Source organism: Streptomyces lacrimifluminis (genome assembly GCF_014646095.1).
In the GTDB taxonomy this organism is placed as follows: Bacteria; Actinomycetota; Actinomycetes; order Streptomycetales; family Streptomycetaceae; genus Streptomyces; species Streptomyces lacrimifluminis.
Genome location: NZ_BMMU01000002.1, coordinates 443352 through 457757 on the forward strand (window position 1 = coordinate 443352; position 14406 = coordinate 457757).

Here is a 14406-nt window from a genome sequence, read left to right on the forward strand (position 1 = left end):
GGCGTCGGCGGGCGCGAGTCTCAGCTCGCGGCTCGCGGTGAACCACCTCGACTCGGCCGTCCGCACCCGCGCCATGCCGTCTCCCTGCGGGCGGGCTCGCCCGCGCGGTCCGTGCCCGTCGGTTCGGCCGGTCAGACGCCTCGCGACGTCGACCGGGCCTCGCCGACATTGCGGCGGCCGTACGCGCGCCGGCGCCCCGGACGCCCGGGCAGTGGAGGCCACTTCGGCGGTACGAGTCCGGCGCGGGCGCGCACGGGGAGGCGTACGACGACATCTGCGAGGGGCCTGCGGAAGGCCCCGGAGCAGTTGCTCCGGGGCCCGATCAGCTGCACCCGGCGCCCCCGGCGGGTCAGCGCAACCCCCGTCCCGTCTCCAGCACCTCCCGTGCCTGGGCGACCAGGCCGTCCGCGCCGCACGACTTGGCCAGGGTCAGGCCGCGTTGGATCTCGGCGACCGAGCGGGCGGCGATGCCGTACTCGACGCGGGCCGCGGCGTGTTCGTACTGGCAGGGCGATGCCTCCAGATAGGCGACCGCCTGGGCGGCCAGGCGGACCGCCCGCTGGCCGGTCTCCAGGGCCGCGGCGCAGCGCAGGGCCTCGCCGATGGCGGTGTCCGTGCCGAACCGTTCGGCGTACCGGCGGGCGTCGGCGACCAGCACGGCGGCCCGGAGCGGGTCCTCCGTGGCCAGCGCGCGGGCGAGGTCGACGGCCCAGGTGGCGAGTACCGGGTTGTGGAAGCCCCGCCCGGTGGCCGCCTTCTCCGCGGCCTCCAGTTCGTTGATGCCCTCCTTGGTGCGGCCGACGGCGATGAGCAACCGGCCGCGTACCGCGCGGGGTTCGGGCAGCACGATGGTGGACGGGTAGGGCGGGGCGAAGCCGTACTGCTCGGCGATCGCCCAGGCCTCCTGGACATGACCGCGGGCGAGGAGCGTGTCGACGAGGTTGCAGGTCGCCGACCAGTACAGGGGCAGACCGCGCCCCACGCGTTCGGCGAGACGCAGGGACTCGCGCAGGGACGTCTCGGCCTCTCTGAGGCGGCCCCGCCTGCGGTGCCCGAGACCGACGTACGCATGGGCGAGGGAGAGGTGTCCGCCGCTCCAGCCCGCCGTCTCATAGGCGCGCAGGGCGTCCATGTAGAGGGACTCGGCACGGTCCAGACGGTCGGTGTAGGCGTACGCGCAGGCGAGCATCATCAGCAGCTCGATGCCCCACTCGGGGTCGGTCCAGCCGAGACCGGGAGCGAGGCGGCCGTTGACGAGGGCTCGGTCGCACATCTCCACGACCTCCTCGGCGTTCTCGCCGTGGGTCATGGCGTCGAAGCCGCGCAGGATGAGCAGCGCGCGCTCCGAGTTGTCCCGGCCGGTGCAGGGGCGGGCGAGGTCGGCGAGGCGCTCGGAGCGGCCCGGCGCCGTCACGTCGCCGCCGTGGATGCCCTCCAGCATGAAGTGCACGCCCTGCAGACGCATCCGGGCGGGGCCGGGCTGGTGCCGGGCGGCCTCCGTCTCGACCGTGCGGACGGCCTCCTCCAACTGGTCGTTGTGCAGCAGGGCCTGCGAGAGCCGGACGATCGCGTCGACGCGCTGGTCGCCCTCCAGGCCGGGCATCGCGAGTGCGGTCTGGAGATGCCCGATGGTGGTGGCGGGTGCGGTGAGGTGGGTGGCGCTGCCCAGTTCGAAGAGCACGTGCGCGTGGCTCTCGGGCCGGGGCGGTTCCAGCAGGGCGCGCTCCAGACAGCGGCGGGCCGCGTCCGGGGCACCGACCGCCTGGTGTTCACGGGCGGCCTCGCGCAGCTGGTCGACGAGTTCCTCGTCGTCGTCCGGATACACGTGGAGCAGATGGTGGGAGGCCGCGGCGGCGCCGCGCCCGGACTCGGTGACGACCTGCGCGGCGATGCCGTGCATGGCGGTGCGCATCCCGTCCGGGATGGAGTCGTACACGGCGGTGGCGATCAGCGGGTGGACGAACTCCAGGTCGCTGTCGGCGACTTGACCGGCCGCCAGATGGGGCTCGGTGAGGATGCGGGCGGTGCACAGGAGGTTGGCGCAGCGGTAGGCCTCGTAGTGGCTGAGGGTGGCCAGCCGGGCCACGAGGTCCACGGAGATACCCGTACCGAGAATGGCCGCCGCCCAGGCGAAGCGGGTGGCTTCGACGCCCAGTTCCTCCAGGCGGGCGACGAGGCCGCCGCCGCGTGCCGCGTTGTTGAGTTCGCGCAGTCGGCCGCAGGACGCCTCGACCGGGGCCAGTCCGGCGTCCTGGACCTTGGCGAGGAGCTCGACGGTCTCGTACGGGTTGCCGCCGGTGACCGCCCACACCTCGCGGCAGAACGGGGCGTCGGCGTGCGGGCCGAGGGTGGTGCGGGTGAGGCCGGCGGCGGCTGCCGGCGTCAGGGCGTCGAGCGTGGCGACGGGGCCGGCCGCCTTGGCGATCTCCTCCAGGTGGACGGCACGGCCGCCGGTGGCCTCGCCTGGCCTGCGGGCCACCACGACGAGGACGGACAGGTCGTCGAGCCGCTCGGCGAACGCGGCCAGCCAGCGCAGGCTCTCCTGGTCGGCCCAGTGGGCGTCGTCGATGAGCAGGACGAGCGGCCAGTCACGCTTGGCGAGCCGCCGTACGGCCGCGACCAGGCCGTCGCACACGCCCTGCGGGTCGGCCAGGCGGTCACCGGGCTCCGTGATGCCGAGGGCGGGGCCGGCGATGTCGTACCAGTCGCCGAGGTATTCGCGGGCCTCCTCCGGCATCAGCGAAAGGAGCGCGGGCTGCAACAACTGGCGCACGACGTTGAAGGGGACGGACCTGAGGGTCTCGCCGCCGCGCACCGACCACACCGTGCAGTTGCGCCGCTCGGCGATGCGCCGGGTTTCGGTCATCAGCGCGGTCTTGCCGAGACCCGCGTCGCCGGTGAAGAGCAACAGACTGCCCGAGGAGGAGTTGTCGACGCGCAAGGTGTCGATCGCCTGTTCCACAGCGGCGATTTGCGTGTCGCGCTCCCACAGGGCGGCAGAGCCGGCCGTCCCGGGCCGTTCCTCCGTCATCCCGCTACCTCCCCAAGTCGCCTGAATGACGTACGAACTTGAGACTAGCCGTCCGGCTGCCGATGTGGAGGCGGGTCCGCGCAGGTGTTGCCGGGACGGGTGACAGGGAGTGCGCCAGGGCGACGCGGCGAATCCGCCACCGGCCGTCGTGAAAGGTCTCGACGACCGCCGGTCCCTCAGTCCTGGAATGAGGCTGACACTCCCGCGGAGCCCTGGTAGCGGGCTCGGTGGGAACTTCGAGTGGTACGGGTTCCGATGTCCTCGGCCGGTTCGCGACGGTGATCGCGGCCTGCTTCCTCCCCCTGGAAGGGGGTGGCGAGGCACCGGGACCGATGAACACGCATCCGCCCCTCGCGCTGACGTTCCCCTTCCGGCCGGTGGGCACAGCAGCGGTCGCGGCCGGGACGCCGACCTCTCGTATCCCGCTATCTCGGTATCTCGTCCCGCCTTTCTGCGCCGTTCCCGGCGGAAAGGGGACTCCTCTCATCCGCCTTTCACGCGAGCCTCATACGGTGGGGGCATGACGCAGGAGACTCCTCCCGGCTGGTACCCCGACCCCGGGCAGACAAGTGAAGGCCCCGCCACCGAGCGCTGGTGGGACGGTAGGACATGGACGGAACAGACCCGTCCCGAGGGCTCGGCCGCCGCCTGGGGTCCCCCGGTGCTGGCCGCCGGCGGGGCGTACCCGGCGTATCCCGACCGTCCGCCGCCGGGCGCCCGGCGCGGACTGCGCACCGGCATAGCCGTCGCGGTGGCGATCGCCGTCCTCGCCGGCATAGGCGGCGGCGTGTACGCGCTGACCAAGGACGACGGGGGCAGCGGCAGCAACGTGGGCTCGCAGGTACCCGGCGGCCAGGGCGGGACAGGTGGTCAGGGCGGGCCCGGCGGCCAGAACGGCGGCGGTCAGGGCGGGCCCGGTGGTGGCACCGGCGGCGGGCCCGGTGGCGGCTCGGGCGGGCAGACGCCGGACCCGCAGCAGTCGGAGCCCTCCGAGAGCCCGAAGATCGACAGCGGTTCCGTGCCCGACTCCATCAACGGGATCAGCATCCCGATCCCCGACGGCTGGTACGGCCAGTCGATCACCGTGGGCGGGCAGGTGACCTCGGACAGCTCGTACAAGTGCCCGGGTGACACGACGAAGACCTGCACCAAGGGCGGGGCCTACTCGGCGCCCGCGGTGGCACTGGGCACGTCGGGCAGCACGGCCGAGGCGGTCGCGAAGGCGGACATCTCGGCGAACGCCGAGGAGTCCTACGGCGGGACGACCTACGGGAAGATCACCTCGCACGACGTACTGGCGTCCAAGGCGGTGACCGTTGCCGGACAGAAGGGCTATCTGGTCCGCTGGAAGGCCGTGACGAGCAAGGGCGCCGACGGCATCGTCGAGTCGCTGGCCTTCCCCGCGCCGTCGAACCCCCAGCAGATGGTCATCGTCCGATTCGGTGTCGACGCCGACCAGAAGGAGTCGGTGATCGACGAGATCACCGCGGGCATCAAGGTCTCCTCGGCCGGCGGAAGCGGGCAGAACGTCTGATCCGCCGATCCGCACCCCGGGCCGGTGGACGTGGATCGGCCGGGTGGGGCGCCTCTCCGCTCAAGAGGAACCCCACCCGGCCGGGGGGTGCGCGCCGCCCCCGTCCCCACGGGTCGGCGCGGACAGGTCACCGTCGGGCCGGGCACGGCACGGACGGCGGCCTGTGTCTCAGGTGATGCCGAGTGCGGGCAGCACCGCGGCCTCCACGAATCCGACGAGGTACTCCGGGTCGGCGTACCGCCCCTCCAGGACCGGACGGGCCCGCAGGACGCCCATCATCTGCGCCGGCACGTACTCCAGCGCCGGATGGCCGGCGGGGACCTCGCCGCGCTCGACCGCGCGGTGGATCATCTCGCGGAACGCGGCCAGCTCCGGTTCGACGATCGCGTCGCGCAGCGCCTTCTGGAGCTCCGGGTCCTGCATGGCGGCATGACCGAGAGCCTGCAGCAGCTGGGTGTCGTGCCCCGACGCCTCGCCCGCCGCCCGCGCCGCCGCGCGCAGGTCCCCGGCGAGGGACCCCGTGTCGACGGCGAAACGGGCACGGCGGTTGGCGCGCAGCGCGGCGGCGACGAACTGCGGCTTCGTCTTCCACTGCCGGTAGAGCGTCGACTTGCTGCACCGCGCGCTGGCGGCGACGCCCTCCATGGTCAGCGCCTCGTATCCGCACTCGCGGATCTGGCGGAGCACGGCGTCGAAGTACTCCTGCTCACGCTCCGGCGTGATCTTGGAGCGGCGCGAGGCGACGACCGGTTCCGGTCCCTCCGCGGCCTGCGACGTCATGACTGCGCTCCCTGTGGGTTTCGTTCCGGTGGTCGTTGCCGACGGGCCGCTCTGCGGCTTATTCCCGATTGCAGTGTGTCGTAAGTCCATCGATACGCCAGTGTACCGGTACGGATTCGTTTCGGTACACTCTCGTATCGGTACACCAACGTATCGATGAGACGAGCGCCCGTACAGACGAGTTCCCGCCCATCACGCACCACGTGCGCACACGCGCCACCTCAGGGAAAGGGCCGGGGGATGAAAGCCAGCACCGAGCCTGCCAAGGCGGAGCCCGTCGGCATACGACGGCCGCCGCTCGTCCGTGAACTCCTGCTGGTGGCAGGGCTGTTCCTGGTCTACAAACTCGGCCGGCAGCTGGCGACCGGGCACACCGCCGAGGCCTTCCGGAACGCGCGTCGCGTCTGGGACGGGGAGCGGGCCCTGCACCTCCCCGGCGAGGGCGCCGTGCAGGCGGCCCTGCTGCACAGCGACACCACGATCCACTTCGCGAACACCTACTACGCGACCGTGCACTTCCCGGCCACCGTCGCCTTCCTGGTCTGGCTCTACCTGCGACGCCCCGCCCACTACGTCTGGGCCCGCCGGGTCCTCGCCGCGGTCACCGGGGCGGCCCTGGTGATCCATCTCACCTTCCCGCTGGCCCCGCCGCGACTGCTGGGCGAGGCGGGCCTCATCGACACCGGGCAGGTGTTCGGGCCGACGGTCTACGGCGCCTCACCCGAGGCGGACACCCTGTCCAACCAGTTCGCGGCCATGCCGTCGCTGCACTTCGGCTGGGCCCTGATGGTGGCGGGCGGCCTGATCGTCGCGACCCGCTCACGCCTGCGCTGGCTGTGGCTGCTGCATCCGCTGGTGACGCTGCTGGTGATCGTCGGTACGGCGAACCACTACTGGCTCGACGCGATCGTGGCCTCGGCCCTGCTGGGCATCGCCCTCGCGGTCGTCCACGCACCCCACCGCACCGAGTCCACGGCCGCGGGGCAGAGCAGGCGGCTCGCCCCGGCCGACGAACCCGTCCTCGTGGGAGCCGGCCGATGAACGCCGCCACGCTCGCCGCCGTCGTCCTCTCCCTCTTCTCCGCCGTCGCCTACGCCGCCGCGGCCGTCGCCCAGGAACGGCTCGCCTCCCGCAACGCCGACGCGGGGATACGGCGACTTCTGGCGTCCGGCGCCTGGTGGGGCTCGGTGCTGCTCAACGCGGGCGGCGCACTGCTGCATGTCATCGCCCTCAACTACGGACCGCTCACGGTGGTCCAGCCGCTGGGTGCGCTCACGCTGGTCGCCGCGGTGCCGCTGGGCGCGCGGGTCGCCGGGCGCCGGGTCAGCGCGGTGGAGTGGCGCGGGACCGCGCTGACGCTGCTCGGCCTGGCGGCGATCCTGGTGACGGCGTCCGGTCCGGCACCGGACGACGTCCTGAGTCTCCCGGAGGCCCTGGCGGTCGCGGGTACGACGATGGTCCTGATCGGGGTGCTGGCCCGCCCCGGCGCCCGGCCCGGCCTGCGGCACGCGAGCGCGTCCGGTATCGCGTCCGGGGTGGCCTCGGCGCTCACCCAGACGGTCACGGTCGCGGCCACGGACCACTCGGGCCCGGTGATCGGCTGGCAGGTGATCGGGGTGGCGCTGCTGGTCGCGGCGTTCGCGGCGGGTGGCCTGATCCTGTCCCAGACCGCCTACCGGGGAGGCCTCGGCGGTCCGCTGGCGCTGGTGACGCTGGCCAATCCGGTCGCCGCGGCGGTGATCGGCCTGACGCTGCTCGGCGAGCGGCTCCAGGGCGGGGCCTCGGGTCTGCTCCTGGCGCTGGCGGGCGCGGGGCTCGCGGGATGGGGTGTGGTGACACTGTCCAGGGCGACGCCGAAGCCGGTTTCCGTACCGGTGCCTCCGGAACGCGTCACGATTCCGGCATCGACTTCGGCTACGGCTACGGCATCGACTTCGACAGCGGCGTCCGCCCTGGCCGGCGAGGAGCATCCGGTGGCGTCGGTTCTCGCGCTGGAGGCTCGTTCGGCACCCGTCGAACCGTCGTTGATGCCCCGGCAGCCGTCGGAGCCGGGGCACCTCACATCGCTGTGAACCGACCGGCCCCTGTGAACACACCTGTGTACAGGGGCCTCGGTCGACCGTTGTGAACCGACCCGTCCTCCGTGAACCGACCTGTCAGCCCAGGCCCCGTGAATCCTGCTTCAGCGCCGTGTCGACGGTCAGCGCCGTCGCCACCACGAGGCTCAGCAGGGGCTCGGGCAGCTGGTAGTGGATCTGCAGGACATAGTTGTCCGCGGTCGTGAACATCGTCTTCGCCAGACCTTCCCAGGTCTTGGTGATACGGGCGACCTCGTTCTCCGCGTGGTCGACGATCGCGAAGTTCCAGGCCCGCCAGTTCTCCGCCCTGATCGCACCGACCTGCTGACCGCCCGCGTTGATCGCGAAGTTGATCTTCCCGATCATGTTCTGCTGGACGATCTCACCGACCGGCGACCCGTCCGGACGCTGCACGATCACCCGCGACTTCATGAACTTCCGGGGGCGCGTCAGCAGGAGCACCGGCTGCCCGTGGGCGTCCCGGATCTCCAGCCTGTGCGTCATGAACTGGTCGATGCTGGCGACGAAGCGCAGGATCTTCTTCAGCGCGCTCTGGCCGACCTGGACGACCGAGCCGAGTTCCCGGCCCTGCTGGTCCATGACCTTGTACTCGTTGGTCAGCTCGATCAGCTTGGCCTTCTGGTTGACCACCAGCACCGGCTCGCTGAACAGCGTGCCGCCACCCGCCCCCGCCGCGACCCCGGCCTGCTGCTGCACCTGCTGCGGCACCCGCGGATCGACACCGGCGGCGGACGGCTGCGGGGCACCGAACCCCTTCTGGGGCTGACCCTGGGGCTGACCGAATCCCTGCTGGGGCAGCTGAGCCGGCGCCGCCTGCGGCTGCTGGGCCTGGGGCTGCCGCGCCTGCTGCTGGTCGGTGTTGGTGTGGTCGGTCCACTGGGAACCGTCCCAGTACCGGAGTGTCTGGGGCGCTCCGTGGGGATCCGGGTACCAACCTGCAGGTATGTTCGATTGCGTGGTCACCGGGGCACACTACCGTGACGTGGCTGGATGACAACCATGTCCCGGTCAAGGCACCCCGGGCCCCGCTTCACCCCTCTCAGCCGGTCACGATCGCCGGATCGCTGACACCGGCCCGGCCGTTCTCCACGTGCCCGGCGAACCGGCGCAGGAACGACGCGTCCGCCTCGGCGGTGACCGTCAGGTCGTACCAGCGCTTGCTGGCCCCCAGGTCCACCCGGTGCCGCACAGTGGCCCCGGCCCGCACCCTGATCGTGCGCGCGCGTCCCCCGTACCCACTGCTCAGCTTCAACTCCACTGTCTTGGAGCCCTTGTTGGTGAGGGTCAGCTCAAGGTCGTCCCCGACGTGCCGTGCGGTCGCCTCGGGTCCGGCGGCGCCCTTGCCGCGCCCCTTGAAGACCCGCAGGAAGCCGTTCGGGCCGTGCACGGTCAGGTCGTGGGCGTCCTTCGAGTACGCCGAGTTCCAGGTGTCCGCGACGGTCCTGCCGGCTTCGGTGGTGTAGTACCAGGGGCCGTCGGTGCGGTTGCCGGACGTCACCAGGAAGGCGGCACCGGCGTGGGCGCCGGAGGCGAAGGTGAGCGTGAGCCTTCCGGTCGCCGGGTCGGCCGAACCGTCCACGTACGGGGCGTACTTGAGCGGACGGGCCGGGCGCAGGCCACGCTCCTGCCGGGGCATGCGCGGGTCGGCCGGCGGAGTGGGCCGGTAGTCGGGGTGCCGTTCGCGGTCCTGCGGCTCATAGTCGTCGGTCTCCGGCAGCGCGACCGGGTGCGCGTCCTTGCGCGAGAAGTCGAAGGCGGCGGTGAGGTCCCCGCAGACGGCCCGGCGCCAGGGCGAGATGTTGGGCTCGCGCACGCCGAAGCGCGCCTCCATGAACCGGACGATCGAGGTGTGGTCCAGGGTCTCGGAACAGACGTAACCGCCCTTGCTCCAGGGCGAGACCACCAGCATGGGGACTCGCGGCCCGAGACCGTACGGGCCGGCCACGCGGCCCGCGTCCCCCTTGTAGAGGTCCAACTCCACATCCACCGTGGACCTGCCCTGCGCGGCGGACGCCGGCGGCAGCGGCGGTACGAGGTGGTCGAAGAAGCCGTCGTTCTCGTCGTACGTGATGAACAGCGCCGTCTTCGCCCAGACCTCGGGGTTGGAGGTGAGCGCGTCCAGTACCTGCGAGATGTACCAGGCGCCGTAGTTCGAGGGCCAGTTGGAGTGCTCGGAGAAGGCCTCGGGAGCGGTGATCCAGGAGATCTGCGGGAGCGTGCCCGCCTTGACGTCAGCCTTCAGCCGGTCGAAGTAGCCGTCGCCGTTCTTCACGTCCGTGCCGGTGCGGGCCTTGTCGTACCAGGGGTCGCCGGGCTTGGCGTTGCGGTACCTGTTGAAGTAGAGCAGGGAGTTGTCGCCGTAGTTGCCCCGGTAGGCGTCCTGGATCCAGCCCCAGGAACCGGCGGCGTCGAGACCGTCGCCGATGTCCTGGTAGATCTTCCAGGAGATCCCTGCCCGTTCCAGACGCTCGGGGTAGGTGGTCCAGTCGTAGCCGACCTCGTCGTTGCCGAGGACCGGGCCGCCGCCCTTGCCGTCGTTGCCCGTGTAACCCGTCCACATGTAGTAGCGGTTGGGGTCGGTGGAGCCGATGAACGAGCAGTGGTACGCGTCGCAGACGGTGAATCTGTCCGCGAGCGCGTAGTGGAACGGGATGTCCTCGCGGGTCAGGTACGCCATGGTCGTCGCACCCTTCGCGGGCACCCACTTGTCGTACTTGCCCCCGTTGTAGGCGGCGTGCCCGTCGGGCCAGGAGTGCGGCAGTCCCTCCAGGAACTGCATTCCGAGGTCGTCGGCCTCCGGGTGGAAGGGGAGCAGGTCCTTGGTGCCGTCCGACTGGTGCCAGACCGACTTGCCGTTGTCCAGGGTGACCGGATGCGGGTCGCCGAAGCCCCGGACTCCGCGCAGCGCACCGAAGTAGTGGTCGAAGGACCGGTTCTCCTGCATGAGGACGACGATGTGCTCGACGTCCTTGATCGTCCCGGTGCGGTGGTGCGCGGGGAGGGCGGCGGCGCGCTCGATGCTGCTGGAGAGCGCGGTGAACGCCGTTGTCGCGCCCGCGAGTTGGAGGAAGTGGCGCCGGTTGACTTCGGGCATGGGAGAGGGGCCTCTCGTCCTGATGACGGCATTGGGGGGAACGTGACGGAATGCGCGCGCCTGGAGTTTCCCAGGGGTACCGAACGGCACGGAAGGGTCCGGTGGCATCCGTGTGAAGGTCATCGGTACGTGAGATGAGAGGCGGGCCAAGTCCGGCCCAAGAGACTTCGCGCGCCGCAGCCAAGCGGCTCACCCACCTCGGGGAACCGGGACGTCGCCGCAACCCCGTACAAGCGCATATGCCGGTCAAGCTCGGCTGGATCCCGGCTCATGCGATGCGACGGCAGACTTTCTCCTTGCATCTGCGGAAGTATCATCGGCGTACACGTCCTCGTCGGACGGGGAAATCCCCCATCCGACGGGATGTCCGTGAGAGCAAAGGGAGCAGACCCGTGACGACCCGTTCCGCACGCCGGACCCGCCGCGCCCGCCAGGTGGCCGGCGCGAGCGCCGCCGCGCTGCTGGCCCTGAGCGCCTGCTCCTCCGCCGACGGCTCGGCGTCCTCCGGCTCCCCCGCCTCCACGTCCGCGTCGGAGAAGCCGTCCGGCCCGGTGACCGTGTTCGCCGCCGCCTCTCTCAAGGAGGGCTTCACCGCGCTGGGCAAGGAGTTCGAGGAGAGGAACCCGGGCACGAAGGTCACCTTCAGCTTCAGCGGCAGCGACTCCCTCGCCGCGAGCATCACCGGCGGCGCACCGGCCGATGTGTTCGCCTCCGCGAGCTCCAGGACGATGAAGATCGTCACCGACGCGAAGGACGCCGCCGGCACTCCGGCCACCTTCGTCCGCAACCAGCTGGAGATCGCCACCCTGCCGGGCAACCCCGACAGGATCACCTCGCTCGGGGACCTGGCAAGGCCCGGACTGAAGGTCGTTCTCTGCGACAAGGAGGTGCCGTGCGGCGCCGCCGCGCAGAGAACCCTCGACGCGGGCGGCCTGAAGCTCACCCCGGTGTCGTACGAGCAGGACGTCAAGGGCGCCCTGACGAAGGTCGAGCTGAAAGAGGCCGACGCCGCCCTCGTCTACCGGACCGATGTGAAGGCGGCGGGTGACAGGGTGGAGGGCGTGGAGTTCCCCGAGTCGGCCGAGGCCGTCAACGACTACCCGATCGTCCTGCTCAAGGACGCGCCGAACGCCGACGCCGCGAAGGCGTTCATCGATCTGGTCAGGTCCGCCGCGGGCCGGCAGGTCCTGACCGCGGCCGGATTCCTTCAGCCGTGACCGAGCCCGACAAGTCCCGTGCCGCGGTCGGCACCCTGACCGGTGGGCCCCTGCGCGGGCGCGTCCGGAGGCATCGGCCGGCGGTCCCGATTCCGCTCCTCGTCCCCGCCCTCGTGGGCCTGGTGTTCCTGCTGCTGCCGCTGCTCGCGCTGCTGGTACGGACCCCGTGGCGCAGCCTGCCCGGGCAGTTGACCAGCCCGGAGGTCTGGCAGGCCCTGCGGCTGTCGCTGCTCTGCGCCACCACGGCGACGGCGGTGTGCCTGGTGCTGGGCGTCCCGCTGGCCTGGCTGCTGGCCCGCACCGAGTTCCCCGGACGCGGTTTCGTACGGGCCCTGGTGACACTGCCGCTGGTGCTGCCGCCGGTCGTCGGCGGTGTGGCGCTGCTTCTCGCCCTCGGGCGCAACGGGGTCGTCGGTCAGTGGCTGGACTCGTGGTTCGGCGTCACGCTGCCGTTCACCACGGCGGGCGTCGTGGTCGCGGAGGCGTTCGTGGCGATGCCGTTCCTGGTCATCAGCGTGGAGGGCACCCTGCGGGCAGCCGACCCGCGCTACGAGGAGGCCGCCATGACGCTGGGCGCGTCCCGCTTCACCGCGTTCCGCCGGGTCACGCTGCCGCTCATCGCCCCCGGGGTCGCGGCCGGCGCGGTACTGGCCTGGGCGCGGGCGCTGGGCGAGTTCGGGGCGACGATCACCTTCGCGGGCAACTTTCCCGGCCGTACGCAGACGATGCCCCTGACGGTCTATCTGGCCCTGCAGAGCGACCCGGCCGCGGCCATCGCCCTGAGCCTGGTCCTGCTCGCCGTCTCGATCGCGGTCCTGGCCGGGCTGCGCGACCGTTGGATGACCGCGTCATGACCTCCATGGACAAAACGAGGCCCGGCCTCGCCTCAGGTTCCGGCAGCGCGTCCGGAGAAGGACTCGACGCCCGGATCGTCGTCGACCGGGGTTCCTTCCGGCTTGACGTCCTGCTGAGAGCGGCGCCCGGCGACGTGGTGGCGCTGCTCGGCCCGAACGGCGCCGGCAAGACCACCGCGCTGCGTGCACTGGCCGGGCTCACCCCGCTCGACGGCGGCCATCTGCGGCTGGACGGGGCGGAGTTGGAGCATACGCCGCCGGAGTCCCGACCGGTGGGCGTCGTCTTCCAGGACTACCTGCTCTTTCCCCACCTCACCGCCCTCGACAACGTCGCCTTCGGCCCGCGCTGCCAGGGGGCGACCAAGGCGGAGGCCCGGGCGACAGCCGCCGGGTGGCTGGAGCGGATGGGGCTCGCCGAGCAGGCCGGTGCCAAGCCGCGCAGGCTCTCCGGCGGCCAGGCCCAGCGCGTCGCCCTCGCCCGCGCCCTGGCCACCCGCCCGCGGCTGCTGCTCCTCGACGAGCCGCTGGCCGCGCTGGACGCCCGTACCCGCCTCGATGTCCGCGCCCAACTCCGGCGCCATCTCGCCGACTTCGAGGCAGTGGCGGTCCTGGTCACGCACGATCCACTGGACGCGATGGTGCTCGCGGACCGGCTGGTGGTCGTCGAACACGGCCGGGTCGTCCAGGAGGGGCCGCCGCAGGACATCGCGCGCCGCCCGCGCACCGACTACATCGCCCAGCTCGTGGGCCTGAACCTCTACCCGGGCCGGGCGGACGGCCACACCGTCACGCTGGACACCGGTCCGGCGATCACCACCACCGAGGACCTCACCGGGCCGGTCTTCGTCGCCTTCCCACCCAGCGCCGTGACCCTCCACCGCCATCGCCCCACCGGCTCCAGCGCGCGCAACCTGTGGCGCTGCGAGGTGGCCGGCCTGGAGACCCACGGCGACCGGATCCGCGCGAACCTCACCGGCGAACTGCCCCTCGCCGCCGACCTCACCACCGTCGCCGCGGCCGAACTCGAACTCCGTCCCGGTGCCGAGGTCTGGGCGACCGTCAAGGCGACACAGACGCACGCGTACCCGGCCTGACCGGGACCCGGCGCCCGGCCCGGCTAGCGTGAGCCTCATAAAGACCCCAGAGGTTCACATTCCGCACCTTCTTCCCTGTGAGGCGTTCCGCCATGAGCCTGAGCATCCGCAACCAGATTCCCGGCACCGTCATCGCCGTCACCACCGGGGAGGTCATGGCCACCGTCAGGGTCCGCCTCGACGGCGGTCAGGAAATCACCGCCGCGATCACCCGGGAATCCGTCGGGGATCTCGGTCTCGCCGCGGGCGCCACCGTGCGCGCTCTGGTCAAGTCCACGGAGGTGTCGCTCGCCGGAGCCGTCGTCGAGGGCATCTCCATCCGCAACCAACTCCCCGGCACGGTCGCCGACATCACCACGGGCGCCGCCATGTCGTCCGTCAAGGTCGCCGTCGCGGGCGGCACCCTCACGGCCGCGATCACCACCGACGCCGTGCACGACCTGGGCCTGGCGGCCGGTTCCCCGGTCGTCGCCCTGATCAAGTCGACCGAGATCTCCCTCGCCACCAGGTGAGCGGTGCCCTCCCACGCGGACGGCAGGTGTGTGGCCAGTCCGTTTCGACCAACTCCGCGTCACAGGCGGCTACTTGGTCTCCGCTGGGGGTCGGACGACGGCTTCTGCCCCCTTCCCCCCTTCCCCCTGGCCGCAGCCGATCTCGTCCTCCTCGGGGACCTCACCGGCCGCTACGCCACCGGCAGTTGCAG

At 71.7% G+C, this 14406-nt stretch carries 11 protein-coding genes; 7 read left to right on the plus strand and 4 right to left on the minus strand.

The window, feature by feature from the left end; all coding sequences use genetic code 11:
- Positions 1–349: 349 nt before the first annotated feature.
- On the minus strand, positions 350–3031 hold the full coding sequence (locus tag IEY89_RS05025; protein ID WP_189146015.1) for an ATP-binding protein: 2682 nt from the start codon (positions 3029–3031) through the stop codon (positions 350–352).
- Positions 3032–3551: 520 nt separating this feature from the next.
- On the opposite strand from IEY89_RS05025, the gene IEY89_RS05030 reads away from it, so the two are divergent.
- Positions 3552–4565: a DUF2510 domain-containing protein gene (locus tag IEY89_RS05030; RefSeq protein ID WP_189146016.1), complete on the plus strand. Its 1014-nt coding sequence runs from the start codon at positions 3552–3554 to the stop codon at positions 4563–4565.
- A gap of 168 nt (positions 4566–4733) precedes the next feature.
- On the opposite strand, the gene IEY89_RS05035 is transcribed toward IEY89_RS05030, so the two are convergent.
- On the minus strand, positions 4734–5345 hold the full coding sequence (locus IEY89_RS05035) for a TetR/AcrR family transcriptional regulator (RefSeq protein WP_189146017.1): 612 nt from the start codon (positions 5343–5345) through the stop codon (positions 4734–4736).
- Between the two features lie 240 nt (positions 5346–5585).
- Here IEY89_RS05035 and IEY89_RS05040 point away from each other — a divergent pair, with 240 nt between their 5' ends.
- Together IEY89_RS05040 and IEY89_RS05045 are read left to right on the plus strand one after the other, a co-directional pair.
- On the plus strand, positions 5586–6386 hold the full coding sequence (locus tag IEY89_RS05040; RefSeq protein ID WP_189146018.1) for a phosphatase PAP2 family protein: 801 nt from the start codon (positions 5586–5588) through the stop codon (positions 6384–6386).
- Positions 6383–7417, plus strand: a complete 1035-nt coding sequence (locus IEY89_RS05045; RefSeq protein WP_189146019.1) for a DMT family protein — start codon at positions 6383–6385, stop codon at positions 7415–7417. The genes IEY89_RS05040 and IEY89_RS05045 overlap by 4 nt, the downstream gene beginning before the upstream one ends.
- Positions 7418–7501: 84 nt before the next feature.
- Here the strand turns inward: IEY89_RS05045 and IEY89_RS05050 are convergent, their stop codons facing one another.
- A complete protein-coding gene (locus IEY89_RS05050; protein ID WP_189146020.1) occupies positions 7502–8407 on the minus strand; it encodes an LURP-one-related family protein in 906 nt (301 codons plus the stop codon).
- Between the two features lie 76 nt (positions 8408–8483).
- On the minus strand, positions 8484–10538 hold the full coding sequence (locus IEY89_RS05055) for a phosphocholine-specific phospholipase C (protein WP_189146021.1): 2055 nt from the start codon (positions 10536–10538) through the stop codon (positions 8484–8486).
- Between the two features lie 392 nt (positions 10539–10930).
- Between IEY89_RS05055 and modA the strand changes: the two genes are divergently transcribed.
- From modA to IEY89_RS05075, 4 genes are all read left to right on the plus strand, one after another.
- The gene (gene modA / locus IEY89_RS05060; protein WP_229695054.1) at positions 10931–11755 is read left to right on the plus strand and encodes a molybdate ABC transporter substrate-binding protein; all 825 of its coding nucleotides are present in this window, start codon (positions 10931–10933) and stop codon (positions 11753–11755) included.
- The gene (modB, locus tag IEY89_RS05065) at positions 11752–12609 is read left to right on the plus strand and encodes a molybdate ABC transporter permease subunit (RefSeq protein WP_189146023.1); all 858 of its coding nucleotides are present in this window, start codon (positions 11752–11754) and stop codon (positions 12607–12609) included. The genes modA and modB overlap by 4 nt, the downstream gene beginning before the upstream one ends.
- Before the next feature lie 5 nt (positions 12610–12614).
- A complete protein-coding gene (locus IEY89_RS05070) occupies positions 12615–13703 on the plus strand; it encodes an ABC transporter ATP-binding protein (RefSeq protein WP_229695055.1) in 1089 nt (362 codons plus the stop codon).
- A gap of 92 nt (positions 13704–13795) precedes the next feature.
- The gene (locus tag IEY89_RS05075) at positions 13796–14215 is read left to right on the plus strand and encodes a TOBE domain-containing protein (RefSeq protein WP_189146025.1); all 420 of its coding nucleotides are present in this window, start codon (positions 13796–13798) and stop codon (positions 14213–14215) included.
- Positions 14216–14406: the final 191 nt, after the last annotated feature.